Origin of the sequence: Neisseria sp. P0007.S010 (assembly GCF_051962875.1) — a bacterium.
GTDB lineage: Bacteria > Pseudomonadota > Gammaproteobacteria > Burkholderiales > Neisseriaceae > Neisseria > Neisseria subflava_A.
Map to the genome: position 1 here is coordinate 41,469 of NZ_JBQCUX010000012.1, position 18,228 is coordinate 59,696.

Annotated in this window: 18 protein-coding genes and 4 pseudogenes; 18 read left to right on the top strand and 4 right to left on the bottom strand. The window is 47.4% G+C overall.

Annotated features, from left to right (window positions below):
- Window positions 1–610: 610 nt before the first annotated feature.
- The 15 genes and pseudogenes from ACTHR7_RS09155 to cysS form a co-directional block, all read left to right on the top strand.
- Window positions 611–796, top strand: a pseudogene (locus tag ACTHR7_RS09155) (septum formation inhibitor Maf); the annotation flags it as partial.
- 347 nt (window positions 797–1,143) lie between these two features.
- Window positions 1,144–1,578: a hypothetical protein gene (locus ACTHR7_RS09160; protein WP_293203758.1), complete on the top strand. Its 435-nt coding sequence runs from the start codon at window positions 1,144–1,146 to the stop codon at window positions 1,576–1,578.
- 264 nt (window positions 1,579–1,842) lie between these two features.
- A complete protein-coding gene (locus tag ACTHR7_RS09165; RefSeq protein ID WP_083325215.1) occupies window positions 1,843–2,079 on the top strand; it encodes a YrhB domain-containing protein in 237 nt (78 codons plus the stop codon).
- 560 nt (window positions 2,080–2,639) lie between these two features.
- Window positions 2,640–3,440 (top strand): ABC transporter ATP-binding protein, encoded by an 801-nt coding sequence (locus ACTHR7_RS09170; protein ID WP_003748015.1) that lies wholly within the window; start codon window positions 2,640–2,642, stop codon window positions 3,438–3,440.
- 65 nt (window positions 3,441–3,505) lie between these two features.
- A complete protein-coding gene (gene mlaE / locus ACTHR7_RS09175) occupies window positions 3,506–4,282 on the top strand; it encodes a lipid asymmetry maintenance ABC transporter permease subunit MlaE (protein WP_003683792.1) in 777 nt (258 codons plus the stop codon).
- A 49-nt stretch (window positions 4,283–4,331) separates the two neighbouring features.
- Window positions 4,332–4,826, top strand: coding sequence for an outer membrane lipid asymmetry maintenance protein MlaD (gene mlaD, locus ACTHR7_RS09180; RefSeq protein ID WP_003681819.1), 495 nt, complete (start codon window positions 4,332–4,334; stop codon window positions 4,824–4,826).
- 32 nt (window positions 4,827–4,858) lie between these two features.
- On the top strand, window positions 4,859–5,449 hold the full coding sequence (locus ACTHR7_RS09185; RefSeq protein WP_003681817.1) for an MlaC/ttg2D family ABC transporter substrate-binding protein: 591 nt from the start codon (window positions 4,859–4,861) through the stop codon (window positions 5,447–5,449).
- Window positions 5,450–5,512: 63 nt separating this feature from the next.
- Entirely contained in the window at window positions 5,513–5,791 is a 279-nt protein-coding gene (locus ACTHR7_RS09190) for an STAS domain-containing protein (RefSeq protein WP_036493932.1), read from the top strand.
- Entirely contained in the window at window positions 5,788–6,612 is an 825-nt protein-coding gene (locus ACTHR7_RS09195; protein WP_314512770.1) for an MlaA family lipoprotein, read from the top strand. The genes ACTHR7_RS09190 and ACTHR7_RS09195 overlap by 4 nt, the downstream gene beginning before the upstream one ends.
- Before the next feature lie 114 nt (window positions 6,613–6,726).
- A complete protein-coding gene (locus ACTHR7_RS09200) occupies window positions 6,727–7,089 on the top strand; it encodes a hypothetical protein (RefSeq protein WP_003681812.1) in 363 nt (120 codons plus the stop codon).
- Window positions 7,089–7,472, top strand: a complete 384-nt coding sequence (locus tag ACTHR7_RS09205) for an acyl-CoA thioesterase (protein ID WP_293203756.1) — start codon at window positions 7,089–7,091, stop codon at window positions 7,470–7,472. Before ACTHR7_RS09200 ends, ACTHR7_RS09205 begins: the two co-directional genes overlap by 1 nt.
- Window positions 7,469–7,957, top strand: coding sequence for a peroxiredoxin family protein (locus tag ACTHR7_RS09210; RefSeq protein WP_070587947.1), 489 nt, complete (start codon window positions 7,469–7,471; stop codon window positions 7,955–7,957). The genes ACTHR7_RS09205 and ACTHR7_RS09210 overlap by 4 nt, the downstream gene beginning before the upstream one ends.
- 143 nt (window positions 7,958–8,100) lie before the next feature.
- Window positions 8,101–9,255 (top strand): GTPase ObgE, encoded by a 1,155-nt coding sequence (gene obgE, locus ACTHR7_RS09215; protein WP_440370687.1) that lies wholly within the window; start codon window positions 8,101–8,103, stop codon window positions 9,253–9,255.
- A gap of 60 nt (window positions 9,256–9,315) precedes the next feature.
- Window positions 9,316–10,185, top strand: coding sequence for an EcsC family protein (locus ACTHR7_RS09220; RefSeq protein WP_070629708.1), 870 nt, complete (start codon window positions 9,316–9,318; stop codon window positions 10,183–10,185).
- 10 nt (window positions 10,186–10,195) lie between these two features.
- The gene (cysS, locus tag ACTHR7_RS09225; RefSeq protein WP_440370688.1) at window positions 10,196–11,617 is read left to right on the top strand and encodes a cysteine--tRNA ligase; all 1,422 of its coding nucleotides are present in this window, start codon (window positions 10,196–10,198) and stop codon (window positions 11,615–11,617) included.
- 81 nt (window positions 11,618–11,698) lie between these two features.
- On the opposite strand, the pseudogene ACTHR7_RS09230 reads toward cysS, so the two are convergent.
- Together ACTHR7_RS09230 and ACTHR7_RS09235 are read right to left on the bottom strand one after the other, a co-directional pair.
- Window positions 11,699–11,878 (bottom strand): annotated as a pseudogene (locus tag ACTHR7_RS09230) (DapH/DapD/GlmU-related protein); the annotation flags it as partial.
- A 141-nt stretch (window positions 11,879–12,019) separates the two neighbouring features.
- On the bottom strand, window positions 12,020–13,027 hold the full coding sequence (locus tag ACTHR7_RS09235) for an IS5 family transposase (protein ID WP_440370689.1): 1,008 nt from the start codon (window positions 13,025–13,027) through the stop codon (window positions 12,020–12,022).
- Window positions 13,028–13,336: 309 nt separating this feature from the next.
- On the opposite strand from ACTHR7_RS09235, the gene ACTHR7_RS09240 reads away from it, so the two are divergent.
- The 3 genes and pseudogenes from ACTHR7_RS09240 to ACTHR7_RS09250 form a co-directional block, all read left to right on the top strand.
- Window positions 13,337–15,811 (top strand): YadA-like family protein, encoded by a 2,475-nt coding sequence (locus tag ACTHR7_RS09240; protein WP_440370690.1) that lies wholly within the window; start codon window positions 13,337–13,339, stop codon window positions 15,809–15,811.
- A gap of 223 nt (window positions 15,812–16,034) precedes the next feature.
- Window positions 16,035–16,559 (top strand): annotated as a pseudogene (locus ACTHR7_RS09245) (transposase); the annotation flags it as partial.
- A pseudogene (locus tag ACTHR7_RS09250) lies at window positions 16,553–16,822 on the top strand (LysR substrate-binding domain-containing protein); the annotation flags it as partial. The pseudogenes ACTHR7_RS09245 and ACTHR7_RS09250, both read left to right, overlap by 7 nt.
- Window positions 16,823–16,879: 57 nt before the next feature.
- On the opposite strand, the gene ACTHR7_RS09255 reads toward ACTHR7_RS09250, so the two are convergent.
- Together ACTHR7_RS09255 and ACTHR7_RS09260 are read right to left on the bottom strand one after the other, a co-directional pair.
- The gene (locus ACTHR7_RS09255; RefSeq protein WP_440370691.1) at window positions 16,880–17,221 is read right to left on the bottom strand and encodes a hypothetical protein; all 342 of its coding nucleotides are present in this window, start codon (window positions 17,219–17,221) and stop codon (window positions 16,880–16,882) included.
- 46 nt (window positions 17,222–17,267) lie between these two features.
- Window positions 17,268–17,615, bottom strand: coding sequence for a hypothetical protein (locus ACTHR7_RS09260; RefSeq protein ID WP_039861883.1), 348 nt, complete (start codon window positions 17,613–17,615; stop codon window positions 17,268–17,270).
- Between the last annotated feature and the right edge of the window lie 613 nt (window positions 17,616–18,228).

Consider the following 18,228-nt stretch of genomic DNA (forward strand, 5'->3'; position numbering starts at 1 on the left):
GGTTGAGTTGAAAACCCAACTAAATTAAAAAGATCGTCTAAAATCAGCGGCCTTAAAGAAGGACGAACAGACAGCTCTTAAAATTTATTCCGTCATAAAAGAGCAAGTCAAGCATGAATGTAGTTCCAAAGGAAGAATTACCGAATGTCATCAAAATGTAGGACGCATCACCGAATTTATCCAAGATAAACACTTTGACAGTCGGTTTAAGGACTTGAAAAACGAATCCATAGGCTATCTAAACCGACATCCCGATTGGGTGCCCGACTACCTGAAGGCCGAATATGAAAAGCTGGATGCGGAAGACAAAAGCATCCTACATCGCTACGTCAAACCCGGAGCTGAAATCGTTTCGGGCAGTTTGGGGGTTGTGCTTTCCAGTGTAACTGGAGGCGGATCTTGTGCCGAGACTTTCGGCTTAGGCTGTGCCGCCGCTTTGGTTGGTGTAACGTCTCCCTACGATCATGTCATTACTGGGACGAAAAACTTCGGAAAAAAAGCCAGCGAGCAACGACCGACGATTACGGTCCAGACCTTGAAGCAATTGGGGTTGTCGGAGCAAGCTGCGGAATATGTTCAGTTTTCTATAGATTTGTTCAGTGTGGGTAAATCAGGAGCCGGTATGCCTAAGGCTAAGCCTGTGTCTGATGCAAAACCGAGATGGGAGGTTGATAGGAAGCTTAATAAATTGACAACTCGTGAGCAGGTGGAGAAAAATGTTCAGGAAATAAGAAACGGAAATAAAAACAGCAACTTTAACCAACATGCTCAAATAAAAAAAGAAATTAAGAAATTAAGCAGAGGTCCATCTGGGCTAATCGGAAAAGAATTTGAAGATTGGTTAGTTAAATTTCATGGAGGAAATGGAAGCTTTAAAATGGGAGGGAGAGAGTTTGACGGTGCTATTACAATCAATCGTTGGTATGAAGCCAAATCTGGTAATTTCTGGAGAGATCACACTTCTACACCTCAAAAATTCGAAAGATTTAAATCAGATATGGGTGATAGACTGAAAATTGCAACAAAAAATGGAGCAACATATGAATTACATTCAAATACACCAATCCCCAAACATGTTAAAGAATTTTTGAACAAAAAAGGTATTAAATATTTTGAATATTAAAAGTTATAGGAGATTTAAAAATGTCAAGAAGTGTAAATTTAGATATTGATTTATCCATGAATAATAAAAAATTTTCTCGTTATGAAATACTAGAATGCTTATTGTATGGAGGTTGGAGTTTTCTAGATGATGGAAATTTTGTTTACTTACCACTTGGCGATAAAGACTATGATTGGAATTCAGCTTCTATGTCAGAAAAAGAAATTTTAAATTTTTTAAGAATAAAAAGCAATTTAGATGAAGTAATCGGATTTTCAATAACATGGGCTGACACCAATATTGGTGGACAAGTTTTATTTTTCCCTAATTTTGAATTCTCATTTAGCATCACCATTAATATTAAAAATTTTGATAAAGAAATAGTTGATGTTAACTGGTATTTGATTAAATTATTACCTATTTTTGATAAGAATGGTATTTTATATAATTCTATTAGATATCAGGAATATAGATAAATCATAAATTAGCAAGCCGTAGCCCATATGAAACCTAAACTCAATAAGTAGCATGTGTGCGGAACGCACGCATGCGGTTCTCAAGGTTTGAGCTAAAAGGCCGTCTGAAAACAGAAAAACCGTTTCAGACGGCCTTTGTTTAACGCCATCGATCCAGCAGGCCATAAAGCGCAATTATCCAAAAAGGTATATTAATGGGCAAATACAAAAAGGAGGAGAAGTCAATTTTACTATCTTCAAACATTTTCAATTTGGAGTATTTCCATGATAATTACTTATCAAGAAGCAAAGAAAATCGCAGTATCTTTTTTAAGTCAAATAGAGCAAGAAATGGGAATTTCATTGTTAATAGTTGAATCTCATGTACGAGAAAATGATGATGGATGGTTTTTCCCATATCAGTCAAAAGAATATTTAGAAACAATGGATATAAACAAATCTATTATTGGAAATTGGCCTATATTTGTTTCGAAAAATGGAGGAGTTCCTTCTATTCGTTGATTTTAGCTCATTAGCTAAGTCCGTATCCCACTAAATTTGAAACTATATGGATGAAAATAGACTCATAACGGGTGAAATATATGGACCAGCAGGACGCTTTAGGCGTGGAGCAAATAACAAAATTAAAGAAATATCCTTCTAACTCTATAATAGACTTAGAAAACTATTTAATAAAAACCTATCAAAAATATATTATTCTACAAGAGAGAGGAAAGGAGATTTATCGATGTTTTATTCTTTCTTTTCACAAAGAATTCAATAGATATTGGATTAGCTGTTTCCTGTCTAAGCTCCCCCCAAAAAAGTATTGATATTTGATGATAAAAATATTTTGGATTTGATTCAGTTGTTTTTTGTATTTCTATACAAATATACCTACACATCTGTCTGTATGTTTGACACAACACGCTGCAAAACGACCGTAGCACCAACGCTTCTGCATTCTTTCACACGTTTTTACCCGTTATTCCTACGCGCAGGCCGTCTGAAAATTGCTCGAATATCCAATACCCTTTACAATACCCGTAATTAAAATACATTTTTTGACACCCCTCTCCTGCATGAGTTCCACACCCTTCATCGAAATGAAAGACGTTGCCTTCGCATATGGCGACCGTCCTATTCTGAACAACATCAACTTCAGCATTCCACAAGGCAATTTCGCCGCCGTAATGGGTGGTTCGGGCAGCGGTAAAACCACGCTGATGCGCCTGATTACGGGTCAAATCCGCCCGCAATCGGGCAAAGTGCTGATTGAAGGGCGTGATTTGGCCGCATTTTCGGCGCAGGAGCTGTACGAACACCGCCGCCGCATGGGCGTTTTATTCCAGCACGGCGCATTGTTCACCGACTTATCCGTCTTCGACAACATCGCCTTCCCCATGCGCGAGCTGACGGATTTGCCCGAAGCGGTCATCCGCGATTTAGTATTGCTGAAACTGAATGCAGTCGGTTTGCGCGGCATTGAAAACCTGATGCCTTCCGAGCTTTCCGGCGGTATGTCGCGCCGCGTCGCCCTCGCGCGTACGATTGCGCTCGACCCTGAAATCATGTTGTACGACGAGCCTTTCACCGGCCTCGACCCGATTTCGCTGGGCGTTATCGCCCACCTCATCAGCCGCGCCAACAAAGCCCTGCGCTCCACCAGCGTGATGGTAACGCACGACATCGAAAAATCGCTGGAAATCGTCGATCAAGTCATTTTCTTGGCACACGGCGAAATCATGTTCTCCGGCTCGCCCAAAGAAATGCGCGAACTCGACTCGCCTTGGGTGCGCCAGTTTGTCGGCGGCTTGGCAGACGGCCCCGTCGCCTACCGCTATCCGGCGCAAACGACTTTAAAACAAGACTTGCTGGGCTGATGTTCAGACGGCCTGAAACTTAAACCAGGCCGTCTGAAAACCATTTAACCAATCAACTGAAACCTATGAATTTTATCCGTTCCGTCGGGGCAAAAACCCTCGGCTTCATCCAATCGCTGGGCAGCATTACGCTGTTTTTCCTGCAGATCCTGGCCAAATCAGGCACGGCGTTTGCCCGTCCGCGCCTGAGCATCCGCCAAGTTTACTTTGCAGGCGTGTTGTCCGTCCTGATTGTCGCCGTCTCCGGCCTATTTGTCGGCATGGTGTTGGGCTTGCAAGGCTATACGCAGCTGGCAAAATTCAAATCCGCCGATATTTTGGGCTATATGGTTGCCGCTTCCCTGTTGCGCGAATTGGGTCCCGTATTGGCGGCCATTCTGTTTGCCAGCAGTGCGGGCGGTGCCATGACCAGCGAAATCGGTTTGATGAAAACCACCGAGCAGCTTGAAGCGATGAACGTGATGGCGGTCGACCCCGTGGCGCGCGTGGTTGCGCCGCGCTTTTGGGCGGGTGTGTTTTCCATGCCTTTGTTGGCATCGATTTTCAACGTTGCCGGCATTTACGGCGCGTATTTGGTCGGCGTCGAATGGCTGGGTTTGGATGGTGGTATTTTCTGGTCGCAAATGCAAAACAACATTACCTTCCATTACGACGTCCTCAACGGCTTAATCAAATCCGCCGCTTTCGGCGTGGCCGTTACGTTGATCGCCGTACATCAGGGCTTCCACTGCGTACCGACTTCCGAAGGTATTTTGCGCGCCAGTACACGCACGGTAGTGTCTTCCGCCCTGACCATCCTCGCTGTCGACTTCATGTTGACTGCGTGGATGTTTACCGACTAAAGGCCGTCTGAAACGGCACTTAAAAAGAATGAAACAAGGACAATAGCACATGAAAAAAAATGCTTTGGAATTTTGGGTAGGACTGTTTGTCTTACTGGGCGCAGCCGCTATCGGCTTTCTCGCCTTCCGCGCCGCCGGCGGACAATCGTTCGGCAAATCCTCTCAAACCTACACCGTCTATGCCGATTTCAGCGACATCGGCGGCTTAAAAACCAACGCTCCGGTCAAATCCGCAGGCGTACTGGTGGGACGTGTTGCCTCCATTCAGCTCGACCCTAAATCCTATCAGGCAAAAGTCGCCCTCAATCTGGACAGCCAATATCAGTTCAGCAGCGACGTTTCCGCACAAATCCTGACTTCAGGCTTGTTGGGCGAACAATACATCGGCCTGCAACAAGGCGGCGATACTGATTCTTTGGCGGCAGGCGACACCATTACCGTCACCAGCTCCGCCATGGTTTTGGAAAACCTTATCGGCAAATTCATGACCAGCTTTGCCGAAAAAAACGCAGACAGTGAATCTGCCGGTCAAAACGAACAATAAACACATATCAACCCAATATTCAGGACACTCCCATGAAAAAAACTTCCTTCATCAGCGCATTGAGCATCGGCGTATTGAGCATCAGCATGGCCTTTGCCTCTCCTGCCGACGCAGTCAACCAAGTCCGTGAAAACTCCGTTCAAGTGCTGAAAATCCTCAACAGCGGCGACGCCAACACTGCACGCCAAAAAGCCGAAGCTTACGCCATCCCTTACTTCGACTTCCAACGCATGACAGCTTTGGCCGTCGGCAACCCATGGCGTACTGCAACTGACGCACAAAAACAAGCGTTGACTAAAGAGTTCCAAACCCTGCTGATCCGCACCTACTCCGGCACCATGCTGAAATTCAAAAACGCCAAGGTCAACATCAAAGACAACCCGGTCGTAAACAAAGGCGGTAAAGAAATCGTCGTCCGCGCCGAAATCAACGTTTCCGGCCAAAAACCGGTCAACATGGACTTCACCACCTACCAAAGCGGCAGCAAATACCGCGCATATAATGTCGCAGTAGAAGGCGCAAGCTTGGTTACCGTATACCGCAACCAATTCGGCGAAACCATCAAAGCCAAAGGCATCGACGGCCTGATTGCCGACTTGAAAGCCAAAAACGGCGGTAAATAATCCACCCCTGCACCATGCCGCCTGATGTTCAGACGGCATGGTGCCTTACATCATAAAGACACCATGCAAACAGAAATCCGCAACGGCACGCTCTACATCAGCGGCGACGTTACCGTCAAAACCCTGACTGCCTCCGCCTTTGCGCGCTACGAACAACAATGCCGTCTGAAAGAAACAGACAGTATAGACTTCAGCCAAGTAGGCAAAGCAGATTCAGCCTGCGTTTCCCTGCTGCTCAACGCTCTGCGCCGGACAGACAAAAAACCGACCATTCAAAACATTCCCGATTCCGTCCGCGCACTGGCCGAACTTTACGAAATCAAAGACTGGTTGCAATCATGAAAAAAACCACCGCTTCACTCTGCCTCCTCATCAGCATAGCCTCCGCTCCCGCACTTGCCGAACGCAATCCAGCCGACCCTTACGAAGGCTACAACCGTACCGTTTCCAAGTTCAACGACAAAGCAGACAAATACGTCCTTTCCCCTGTCGCACGCGGTTATCGCAAAATAACGCCCAAACCGGTGCGTACCGGCGTGATCAACTTCTTCAACAACCTGCGCGATGTCGTCAGCTTCGGCAGCAATGTACTGCGCCTTGACGTCAAACGCGCCAGCGAAGACCTCGTCCGCGTCGGCATCAACACCACCTTCGGCCTTGGCGGTTTAATCGACGTAGCCGGTGCAGGCGGTGTGCCCAGCAATAAAAACACCCTCGGCGATACCTTCGCCTCATGGGGCTGGAAAAACAGCAACTACTTCGTTGTCCCCCTACTCGGCCCGTCTACCGTACGCGATACCGTCGGCAACGCCGTCACCACCGTCTATCCGGTTAAAAATGCCGTCTTCCACACCAGAGCAGGACGCTGGGGCACAATCGGCCTGCAAGCCATCAACACCCGTGAAGAACTGCTCGACCTGACCGACAGCCTCGAAGGTGCAGCCATCGACAAATACAGCTACACACGCGACCTTTACATGAAAGTCCGCACCCAACAAACCGGCGGCACGCTCCCTCAAAGCGAAGACGACAACATCGACATCGATGACTTGGTGGACAGCAACACCACTTCCGAACCGGTAGCACCCCAATCCGCTCCGGCAGAAATCCCCGATACAGCCAATCCTCAAACTCTGTATCAAACACCATCAGAAAATCCCTGATTGTTTCCAAAAATAAAGGCCGTCTGAAATTCAGACGGCCTTTATCCCCCAAAAGATAGCCAGTCCCCCACCTTTGCTATATCATTCAACTATACAGAAACCAAGGAAAACACCATGTACGAAGTCAACCGCAGCGTCTTCCTGCTTATCCCCCTCGATCCTTTTTGGAACTGGCTAAAATCCCTACCCGGCAATCACTTGGATGGCCTGACGCTTGAAGACATCCAAGCCGATGCCAATTCTTACCTCGTTCGCCCGTGCGAAACCGCCGACGAAGTATGGGATGAAATCGAAGCGCGTTTCGAAGACATTTTTGCTGCCGAATTGGCCGACTGGTGCGAAGACGAAAGCGAATGGCCGGATTTGGACGCCGACATTTTCAACGAATGGTTCGACATCCAACTCTCCACCGTAATTACCGACCTCGAACACGAACCAATCGCACGCGAAGAGTTCCAACCCATCAATCTCAACTGATGAAACTGACCGTCCGCAACTACCACCTCGACGGCTACGGCCACGTCAACAATGCGCGCTATCTCGAATTTCTCGAAGAAGCGCGCTGGACGTTTTTTCAAGAGCATGACCTTCTGTCCGAACTCAAAGACATCATGCTCGTTGTTGCACGCGTTGACATCCGCTATCGCCGCCCGTCGCTTGAAGGCGATGTCTTGACCTTTACAGGCCGTCTGAAAGACATCGGCACACGCCACATCATCCTCAGCCAAACCGCGACCCTGCCCAACGGCAAAGCCGCCATCGAAGCTGAAGTTACCCTTATGCCCGTCAGCAGCGAAAGCGGCCGCAGCATCAGCGTTCCCCAAACCTTAGCACACGCCATTCAAAATCTAGAATCATGAAAAAAATACTCACACTCCTTGTCGTTGCCACGATTGGCGCGCTTCTTGCCTTCGTCCTTATCCCCAGCAACAAAGCCGCCCCTGATTTCGCCCTGTCCGACCTGCAAGGCAAAACCATTACCAACGCTGATTTAAAAGACAAAGTTACCCTCATTAACTTCTGGTTTCCCTCCTGCCCCGGCTGCGTGAGCGAGATGCCTAAAATCATCAAAACCGCCCAAGACTATCAAGGCAAAAATTTCCAAGTCCTCGGCATTGCCCAGCCCATCGATCCTATCGAAAGCGTCCATCAGTACGTCAAAGAATACGGCCTTCCCTTCACCGTCATGTACGATGCCGACAAAACTGCCGCAAAAGCCTTTGGTACACAGGTTTACCCGACTTCCGTCCTGATCGACAAAAACGGCAACATCCTTAAAACCTACGTTGGCGAACCCAATTTCACCCAACTCTACCAAGAAATCGACCAAGCCCTCGCCCAATAAATCCAAGGCCGTCTGAAACCATATTTCAGACGGCCTAAAACCGAAATATCCTTTATAATAAGCAACATTTTATCCGTTCAGACACCAAGCTCCTCTATTAACAAAGGCCGTCTGAAACAACCGAATACCCATAAGAGAACATCATGAAATTTATCGACGAAGCAAAAATCGAAGTCGCCGCAGGCAAAGGCGGTAATGGCGCAACCAGTTTCCGCCGCGAAAAATTCGTACCGCGCGGCGGCCCCGACGGCGGCGACGGCGGCAAAGGCGGCAGCGTCTGGGCAGAAGCCGACGAAAACACCAACACCCTCGTCGAATACCGCTTCGTCAAACGCTACCAGGCCAAAAACGGCGAAAAAGGTCACGGTTCCGACCGCTACGGCGCAGGTGCGGACGACATCGTCCTCAAAATGCCCGTCGGCACCCTCATCCGCGACCTCGACACCGACGAAATCGTCGCCGACCTCACCCACCACGGCCAGCGCGTCTGCCTCGCCAAAGGCGGCAAAGGCGGCTTGGGCAATATCCACTTCAAATCGTCCGTCAACCGCGCGCCCAAACAATCCACGCCCGGAGAAGAAGGAGAAACCCGTTCTCTACAACTCGAACTCAAAGTCCTCGCCGATGTCGGCTTGTTAGGCATGCCCAATGCCGGTAAATCCACCCTGATTACCGCCGTATCCGCCGCACGCCCCAAAATCGCCAACTACCCCTTTACCACCCTGCATCCAAACTTAGGCGTCGTGCGCATTGACGAAAACCACAGCTTCGTCATGGCCGACATCCCCGGCCTGATTGAAGGCGCGGCAGAAGGTGCAGGCCTCGGCCACCGCTTTCTCAAACACCTATCGCGCACCGGCCTGCTGTTGCACGTCGTCGATTTGGCGCCCTTCGACGAAACCGTCAACCCCGCCGAAGAAGCCCTCGCCATCATCAATGAATTGCGCAAATACGACGAAGAACTCTACGATAAACCGCGCTGGCTGGTGCTGAACAAACTCGACATGCTTGATGAAGAAGAAGCCCAAGCGCGTAGCGCCGCCTTCCTCGAAGCCATCGGCTGGGACTATCCGAAACCAGACGACCGCTTCCAATTCGACATGGAAACTCCGCGCCTCTTTCAAATCAGCGCCCTGACCCACCAAGGCACGCAGGAATTGGTACACCAAATCAACCAATACCTGACCGAGAAAAAACGCATCGAAGCCGAGAAAGCCGAAGCGGAGCAGGCAGCGGCAAAAGCCGAAATTGTGGCAAATCAGCCAAAAACGAATACTAACGTTTTACAGGCTGAATAAAGTTTCAGGTGGCATTTCTGCGTGAAATCCCACCCAAAAATAAAAACAAAGGAAAATTTGATGAATCCAGAAAATATATTTGTTTCTTCTTCAAACGACACACCTATGATGCAACAGGATTTTGACGAATTGAAACAAGCCGTTGCCCTGCTGACCAGTCCGTCATTAACTGCCAAAATGACGGCAATAGTCGGTTCGCCTGTGGAGTACCTATTAGACAAGCTACCCAAAGGTGCGGCAGACAAAGTTAATCAAATTATTCAGACAGCATTGCATAAAGTATTCGATGCCAGTGCATCCACTATGAATAGTGAGAAAACTGAAGCCTCTACTAAAACTCATAAATTAATGGCAGGCGTAACGGGTGCGGTTGGTGGTTTTTTCGGCTTCACTGCTTTGGCAGCCGAGTTGCCAATTTCCACCGCCATTATGATGCGTTCCATTTTGGACGTAGCACGCAGTGAAGGTTTCAACATCAACGATTACCAAACCAAATTGGAATGTATTGCCGTCTTCGGTTTTACCGTCAATGAAGACAAAGATGATGACAGCGCTGAAAGCGGTTATTATGCCAGCCGTATCGCATTGAGCCAAATCATGAACGTAACCTCAAAAGAACTACTTGTTTTGACACAGGGTACAACTGCCAAAGTGATTGACACTTCGACTATCGGCAAAGCATTAGCTCAAATCATTCAGGCTGTTGCCACACGTTTGGGCGTTCCGCTTACCGAAAAAGTGGCAGCGCAATTAGTTCCTGGCATCGGTGCAGTTGCAGGTGCAACCCTAAACGTCATGTTTACTGATTTTTATCAAGACATCGCTCGCGGACATTTTATTGTCAAACGCTTAGAAAGCAAATATGGCGAAAGCCATGTCCGCCAGCAGTTTAATCTGATTCGTCATCAAAATATATTATCATCACAATAACCTATTGAATATGCTAACCATCTACAACACCCTTACCCGTCAAAAAGAACCCTTCACCCCCATCGATCCTGCCAACGTGCGTATGTACGTTTGCGGCATGACGGTTTACGACTACTGCCATCTCGGCCATGCCCGCGTGATGGTGGTGTTTGACATGATTGCGCGCTGGCTGCGCGAGTGCGGCTATCCGCTCACTTATGTGCGCAATATCACCGACATCGACGACAAAATCATCGCCCGCGCGGCTGAAAACGGCGAAACCATCGGCGAACTGACCGCGCGTTTCATTCAGGCTATGCACGAAGATGCCGATGCTTTGGGCGTATTGCGTCCAGATATTGAGCCGAAGGCGACGGAAAACATTCCGCAAATGATTGCCATGATTGAAACCCTGATTCAAAACGGCAAGGCATATCCTGCCGCAAACGGCGACGTTTACTACGCCGTGCGCGAGTTTTCCGCTTACGGACAATTGTCGGGCAAATCGTTGGACGACCTGCGTGCAGGCGAGCGTGTAGAAGTGGACGGTTTCAAACGCGATCCGCTTGATTTTGTATTGTGGAAAGCGGCCAAAGCAGGCGAACCTGCATGGGAAAGCCCTTGGGGTAACGGCCGTCCGGGTTGGCATATTGAATGCTCTGCCATGAGTGAAAACCTGTTCGGCGATACTTTCGATATTCACGGCGGCGGCGCGGACTTGCAGTTCCCGCACCATGAAAATGAAATCGCCCAAAGCGTCGGTGCCAGCGGTCATACCTGTGGCCACGACCACGCGCAAACCCATCACGGTCAAAGCATCGCCAGCCACGTCAAATACTGGCTGCACAATGGCTTTATCCGCGTGGATGGCGAAAAAATGTCCAAATCGTTGGGCAACTTCTTCACCATCCGCGAAGTGTTGAAACAATACGACCCTGAAGTCGTGCGTTTCTTCATCCTGCGCGCCCACTACCGCAGCCCGTTGAACTACTCCGACGCGCATTTGGACGACGCAAAAGGCGCACTGACCCGTCTGTACACCACGTTGAAAAACACTCCTGCGGCTGAGTTTGATTTATCTGAAAACGCCAACGACTACACCCGCCGCTTCTACGCCTCCATGAACGACGATTTCGGTACGGTCGAAGCGGTTGCCGTGTTGTTTGAGCTGGCAGGAGAAGTGAACAAAACCAATGATGCGCACCTCGCCGGCTGCCTGAAAGCTTTGGGTGGCATCATCGGCCTGCTGCAACGTGATCCGATTGAGTTTCTGCAAGGCGGCGCGGTTTCAGACGGCCTGTCCAACGAGGAAATCGACGATTTGATCGCCCGCCGCAAACAAGCGCGCGCGGATAAAAACTGGGCGGAATCCGACCGTATCCGCGACCTTCTGAACAAACACAAAATCATTCTGGAAGACAACGCCGGCGGTACAACTTGGCGCCGCGGCTAATTTGATTTGATATAAAAAGGTCGTCTGAAAACATTTTCAGACGACCTTTTTATATCTGGTTGAAAACCGTGATGTGTGTACTTAATCTTCTAACAGGTTCTTCTTGATGACCGCAGGATTCCCAGCAGCGACGCAATACGGCGGCACATCTTTAGTTACCACAGCCCCTGCGCCGATAACCGCTCCTTTGCCTACTCGGACACCGCCCATAATAATCGCGCGCCGTCCGATCCAAACATCATCCTCAATCACAATCGGAGACCTTTGCAAAAAAGCCCTTCCCCAACAGCCGAAATCCAAACACAGGTTTTCGGCTGTTTTTGTTTCAAATATCCGCTGACTCTACTCAAATACCCTCTTAATCCTCCTTGAATACCTGATAATCAGGCATCCGGCCGCCTTTTAGGCGACAACAGGCACACTTAGCCTGTTAGCCGCTTTCAACAGGTTCAAACACATCGCCTTCAGATGGCTTTGCGCACTCACTTTGAGCAGACCAAAATAGGCTGCCTGGGCATAGCGGAATTTACGGTGCAGCGTACCGAAGCTTTGTTCGACCACATAACGGGTCTTCGACAAATGTCGGTTGCGTTTGGTTTGCGCTTCCGACAGCGGATGTTTGCGGTGGGCTTTGCGCATAATGCCGTCCTGTAGCCGATACTCTTCCAGATGTTGCCGGTTTTCCTCACTGTCATAGCCTTTGTCGGCATAGACGGTCGTACCTTTGGACAGTCCTTCCAGCAAAGGCAACAGGTGTTTGCATTCATGGGCATTGGCAGGGGTAATGTGCAGTTTCTCGATATAGCCTTCCGCATCGGTACGGGTATGTTGTTTATAACCGAGTTTGTAGAGGCCGTTTTTCTTGATCCATCGGGCATTGCTGTCTTTACTCGGTGTGGTTTGGCCGCTGACTTGTCCTTCCTCATCAACTTCTATGGCCTGGCGCTGTTTGCTGCCGGCGGTCTGAATAATGGTGGCGTCAATGACGGCGGCGGATGCTTTCTCTACTTTTAAGCCTTTTTCAGTCAATTGGCGGTTAATCAGTTCCAATAATTCGGACAGGGTGTTATCTTGCGCCAGCCAGTTGCGGTAGCGGCATAAGGTGCTGTAATCGGGGATGCTCAGTTCGTCAAAACGGCAAAACAGGTTGAAGTCGATGCGGGTGATGAGGCTGTGTTCGAGTTCGGGATCGGAGAGGCTGTGCCATTGTCCGAGCAGGACGGCTTTGAACATGGACAACAGGGGATAGGCGGGACGGCCGCGGTGGTCTCGGAGGTAACGGGTTCTTTGACGATTCAGGTATTGTTCGATCGGTTGCCAATCAATCACCTGATCCAACTTCAATAGTGGGAAGCGGTCGATGTGTTTGGCAATCATGGCTTGGGCGGTTTGCTGGAAGAAGGTGCTCATGAGAAATCCCCTAAATGTCTTGGTGGGAATTTAGGGGATTTTTGGGGGGATTTTGCAAAGGTCTCTATTTGCGTTATTTTTTGTGCTCCTTGCATCTTATCCGAATGATGTATATGTACAACATATTTTCATGATATGTGAAAAATCTATACAGAATACTTGCATTTAAATTTCATTTTTTTACAATGGAGGGTGCAACTTTCTTCAAGTGACTATCACCGTTAAGACCATGCGATGTCCCTTTTTCAGTTTATGGGGAAAGAGAAGCTTGAATAACGTCCTTACACCCACCACAAAAAGGTAAAAAACATGAAAAAATTCAACGTTAAAGCATTAAGTTTGGCTATTGCGGCAGCTGTGGTAAGCAGCGCAGCGGGCGCGGCTGAAAGAGATCTGGGTTCAATTCCCGAAAAGGCACAAAATGCTATGGCATTTCAGACCGTTTTTGGTGAAAACACCAAATTCGATCAAGATACTGGGAAATTCACTTTTGACAAGGAGAGCTCAGCCCTGTTGTTGAAAACTATGGAGCTGGAGCAGGCAGTTAATGGCTTTGCTGCCGGCAGCAACTTCGTCGCTACTAATGAAGATGGCAGCAAAACCGTCCGTGAAGCTACACAAGCAGATGTTGAAGCTGACGGCTTTGGCGGATTGGGTTTGAAAGAAGTTGTAGCTGCACACGATGAGGCATTGGGTGACTTGACTGAAACCGTCAACGACAACAGCGAAGCATTGGTAAAAACTGCAGAAGTTGTTAACGCCATCAGCGCAGATGTAAATGCTAATAAAGCAGCATTGGAAGAGCAAAAAGAAGCTAACGAAGGCTTCAATAATGCGATTGCCAGCTTGGATAAAGACATCGTTGACTTGGCACAAGCAGGTCTGAAAGCAACTGAGGCTTTGGAAGCCAACCGTAAAGATATTGATGCCAACACAGCAGCAATCAAAACTAAAGCCGATAAAGCTGACTTCGAAGAATTGGCAAAATACACTGCCGACATGGGTAAAAAAGTTAACGACATCGGTGATGAAGTAACTGCCCTAAGCGACGCGACTAGCGCAGCTATCACTCGTCACGATAAAGACATCGTTGACTTGGCACAAGCAGGTCTGAAAGCAACTGAGGCTTTGGAAGCCAACCGTAAAGATATTGATGCCAACACAGCAGCAATCGAAACTAAAGCCGATAAAGCTGACTTCGAAGAATTGGCAAAATACACTGCCGACATGGGTAAAAAAGTTAACGACATCGGTGATGAAGTAACTGCCCTGAGCGACGCGACTAGCGCAGCTATCACTCGTCACGATAAAGACATCGTTGACTTGGCACAAGCAGGTCTGAAAGCAACTGAGGCTTTGGAAGCTAACCGTCAAGACATTGATGCTAACAAAGCAGCAATTGACAAAAAAGCCGACAAAGCCGACTTCGAAGAATTGGCAAAATACACTGCCGACATGGGCAAAAAAGTTAACGATATCGGTGATGAAGTAACTGCCCTGAGCGACGCGACTAGCGCAGCTATCACTCGTCATGATAAAGACATCGTTGACTTGGCACAAGCAGGTCTGAAAGCCACCGAAGCTTTGGAAGCTAACCGTCAAGACATCGACGCCAACAAAGCGGCAATCGCTGAAAATACTGCTTCTCTGAAAGAGCAAGAGAAAGCCAATGAAGGCTTCAACAATGCGATTGCCAGCCTGGATGAAGATATCAGTACTTTGAAAAAAGTAGGTTTGGCTGCAGCTGATGCGTTAGAAGTTAACCGTCAAGATATTGATGCCAACAAAGCAGCAATTGACAAAAAAGCCGACAAAGCTGATTTCGAAGAATTGGCAAAATACACTGCCGACATGGGCAAAAAAGTTAACGATATCGGTGACGAAGTAACCGCCCTGAGCGATGCAACTAGTGCAGCCATCACTCGTCACGATAAAGACATCGTTGACTTGGCACAAGCAGGTCTGAAAGCGACCGAGGCTTTGGAAGCTAACCGTCAAGACATCGACGCCAACAAAGCGGCAATCGCTGAAAATACTGCTTCTCTGAAAGAGCAAGAGAAAGCCAATGAAGGCTTCAACAATGCGATTGCCAGCCTGGATGAAGATATCAGTACTTTGAAAAAAGTAGGTTTGGCTGCAGCTGATGCGTTAGAAGTTAACCGTCAAGATATTGATGCCAACAAAGCAGCAATTGACAAAAAAGCTGATAAAGCTGATATCGAGACTGCTAAAAATGCAGCTGTTGAAGCTGAAAAATCAGCTAAGTCTGCACAAGGTTCTGTTGAAGTTGCCCAAAAATCTGCTGAAACTGCTGAAAGCCATGCCAAAGCTGCAAAAACATCCGCTGATGCTGCCAATAATGTAGCAAGTGCGGCGCAAACTGCTGCTGCTCAAGCTCAAGATGCAGTTAAAGCTAATGCCACACAAGTTGCCGCTAACAAAGCCGATATTGCTACCCTGCAAACAGCAAGCAACCAACACGCTGCCGGTATTGCTAAAAACTCAGCGCGTATCGACAACTTGGACAAAAACGTAGCTAATCTGCGCAAAGAGACCCGCCAAGGTCTTGCTGCACAAGCAGCCCTCAGCGGTCTGTTCCAACCTTACAGCGTTGGTAAGTTTAACGTTACCGCTGCTTTGGGTGGTTTCAAATCTGACACCGCAGTTGCAGTCGGTGCAGGCTACCGCTTCAATGAAAACTTTGCAGCCAAGGCCGGTCTTGCAGTCGGCACCTCTTCAGGCGGCTCTGCATCTTACAACGTAGGCGTGAACTACGAATGGTAATACTGGTTTAGTGTTAAATAGGTATCAAACCCGCAGCTATGCTGCGGGTTTTTTGTTTTGTTTGGCGGGTTTGCTCAACTGGACATGAATCTCGAATAAAAGACTTATAGTGGATTGACTTTAAACCAGTACGGCGTTGCCTCGCATAGCCGTACTATCTGAGACCTTTGCAAAATTCCCCAAAATCCCCTAAATTCTCACCAAGACATTTAGGGGATTTTCCATGAGCACCTTCTTCCAGCAAACCGTCCAAGCCATGATCGCCAAACACATCGACCGTTTCCCACTATTGAAGTTGGATCAAGTGATTGATTGGCAACCGATCGAACAATACCTGAATCGTCAAAAAACCCGTTACCTCCGAGACCACCGCGGCCGTCCCGCCTATCCCCTGTTGTCCATGTTCAAAGCCGTCCTGCTCGGACAATGGCACAGCCTCTCCGATCCCGAACTCGAACACAGCCTCATCACCCGCATCGATTTCAACCTGTTTTGCCGTTTTGACGAACTGAGCATCCCCGATTACAGCACCTTATGCCGCTACCGCAACTGGCTGGCGCAAGACGACACCCTGTCCGAATTGCTCAAACTGATTAATTGCCAACTGGCCGAAAAAAACCTAAAAGTAGAGAAAGCATCCGCCGCCGTCATTGACGCCACCATTATTCAGACCGCCGGCAGCAAACAGCGTCAGGCCATAGAAATTGACGAGGAAGGACAAGTCAGCGGACAAACCACACCGGAGAAAAAGCCATTCTCCACCTCTCCCCGGTTATCCGCAGCGACAACGCACTAATGATACGCGAGCTGATTAAAGTAGGCGCAGGCATAGGCTATCAGCCCCTTTGGGCAGTCCAGCAGGAATTGAAGGACGGCACATTGATCCAACTCCTACCCGATTACACCATCTGGGCAAACCAACTGAACGCCACTTATGTCGACAGGGCCTTTCTCAGCGCGAAAGTCCGCAGCTTTATCGACTTTCTCAATGAAAAAATATCGGAAGGATAAACATCAAGGCCGTCTGAAACACTTTTCAGACGGCCTTTAATCAAAGCAACAATCCAATCAATAATTGGTCGAGCAGAACTGTTCGCGTTTGTCCGCATCGGCGGCATAGCATGTCAAGCCCATGCCTGACGCATTGCTGTTGTTCGCTTTCGCACCCGGTTTCTTGTTCACCAAAACCTTACCGTTTTTTCCGATTTCAACGGTCACGCCTTTGCCGTTTTTCAGCTTCCATTTCAACACTTGCGCATCGGCACTTTGGCACTTACTGACCGTACAGCCGCCTTCTGTCGCAACATTGCCGTTTTTATAAATCACGCACTGCTGCTGGCTGTCGGCACAAACCGCATAGGCGGCAACAGAAAAACAGGAAATCAGCGCGGCAAACAAAACAGGTTTCATGGTTTGAACTCCTAAGGTTGTGATGATGGATTTGTGATATTTGGAACTATACGCTTATTTGAAGATACCTACTACTCTTCAAATATGCATAAGTTGCAGCCATAGAAGCTGAAGCAACTGCCCCATTCAATTGATATGCAGCTCCCGTCAACATAGCACCAGCTGCATTTGCATTACCAGAGAGACCTGCATTGGCTACAGAAGCTCCCATAGCAGCACTTGTAGCGGCGAAAGATAAGGCTGCGATTGCAGCATCAAGGCCATCCAATGAATTTCTATCTGCTTCAGGCGTGGCTAAATATTTCTGAATATTATTAGCATTTTGAATCGCATCAGCAGTACTTAATCCATTTTCGCGTGCAATATTTAAAAAACTAAATCCAGCGTTTGGCATTCTCATACTCCAAATTTTAAACTAAAAACCACAACCCAAAAAACGGAAATACAAATTGCAAAAAATATAAATAAATTAATATACTGAACAATATAAAAAATCATATTAATTTGTTTAAAAAATTTACTTGACTCTGTAATATTACCAATAATAAACTTTACACTAGAGGAAAGAAAAAAAAGAGTGATCCCCCCACCATAGAATATATACTTATTAATTCTTACAAAAATAATAAAAATATCATAATATTCTCTCCTGTATACATATAAAATTCCACCTAATAAAAAATAACATATCATAAAGATAAAATAAAAAATACATATAAAAATCTTTACCATATTTTAAAATTTCAACCGAAATATCTTTTATTAATTTAATAAATATAGAATGGGTTACAAACCCAATATTCAAAAGTAGTCTAAAACAATATCTGTTTTCCAATAATCTTTCATAACAATAACAAAATACTAAACAGATACTCAACTTGTAATTTTGAGTAAAATACCATTATATCTAAAATCTACAATCCATTTCAGATAAACGGAATTTAACTAAAACAAACGTATCATTACAACTGTAAATGCCGGCAAAAGTTGTCTGAAAAGTTTTCAGA

Coding starts and splice junctions, on each gene's coding strand:
- ACTHR7_RS09160 (WP_293203758.1), top strand. CDS start 1,144: ATGTCAAGAAGTGTAAATTTAGATATTGATTTATCCATGAATAATAAA.
- ACTHR7_RS09165 (WP_083325215.1), top strand. CDS start 1,843: ATGATAATTACTTATCAAGAAGCAAAGAAAATCGCAGTATCTTTTTTA.
- ACTHR7_RS09170 (WP_003748015.1), top strand. CDS start 2,640: ATGAGTTCCACACCCTTCATCGAAATGAAAGACGTTGCCTTCGCATAT.
- mlaE (WP_003683792.1), top strand. CDS start 3,506: ATGAATTTTATCCGTTCCGTCGGGGCAAAAACCCTCGGCTTCATCCAA.
- mlaD (WP_003681819.1), top strand. CDS start 4,332: ATGAAAAAAAATGCTTTGGAATTTTGGGTAGGACTGTTTGTCTTACTG.
- ACTHR7_RS09185 (WP_003681817.1), top strand. CDS start 4,859: ATGAAAAAAACTTCCTTCATCAGCGCATTGAGCATCGGCGTATTGAGC.
- ACTHR7_RS09190 (WP_036493932.1), top strand. CDS start 5,513: ATGCAAACAGAAATCCGCAACGGCACGCTCTACATCAGCGGCGACGTT.
- ACTHR7_RS09195 (WP_314512770.1), top strand. CDS start 5,788: ATGAAAAAAACCACCGCTTCACTCTGCCTCCTCATCAGCATAGCCTCC.
- ACTHR7_RS09200 (WP_003681812.1), top strand. CDS start 6,727: ATGTACGAAGTCAACCGCAGCGTCTTCCTGCTTATCCCCCTCGATCCT.
- ACTHR7_RS09205 (WP_293203756.1), top strand. CDS start 7,089: ATGAAACTGACCGTCCGCAACTACCACCTCGACGGCTACGGCCACGTC.
- ACTHR7_RS09210 (WP_070587947.1), top strand. CDS start 7,469: ATGAAAAAAATACTCACACTCCTTGTCGTTGCCACGATTGGCGCGCTT.
- obgE (WP_440370687.1), top strand. CDS start 8,101: ATGAAATTTATCGACGAAGCAAAAATCGAAGTCGCCGCAGGCAAAGGC.
- ACTHR7_RS09220 (WP_070629708.1), top strand. CDS start 9,316: ATGAATCCAGAAAATATATTTGTTTCTTCTTCAAACGACACACCTATG.
- cysS (WP_440370688.1), top strand. CDS start 10,196: ATGCTAACCATCTACAACACCCTTACCCGTCAAAAAGAACCCTTCACC.
- ACTHR7_RS09235 (WP_440370689.1), bottom strand. CDS start 13,027: ATGAGCACCTTCTTCCAGCAAACCGCCCAAGCCATGATTGCCAAACAC.
- ACTHR7_RS09240 (WP_440370690.1), top strand. CDS start 13,337: ATGAAAAAATTCAACGTTAAAGCATTAAGTTTGGCTATTGCGGCAGCT.
- ACTHR7_RS09255 (WP_440370691.1), bottom strand. CDS start 17,221: ATGAAACCTGTTTTGTTTGCCGCGCTGATTTCCTGTTTTTCTGTTGCC.
- ACTHR7_RS09260 (WP_039861883.1), bottom strand. CDS start 17,615: ATGCCAAACGCTGGATTTAGTTTTTTAAATATTGCACGCGAAAATGGA.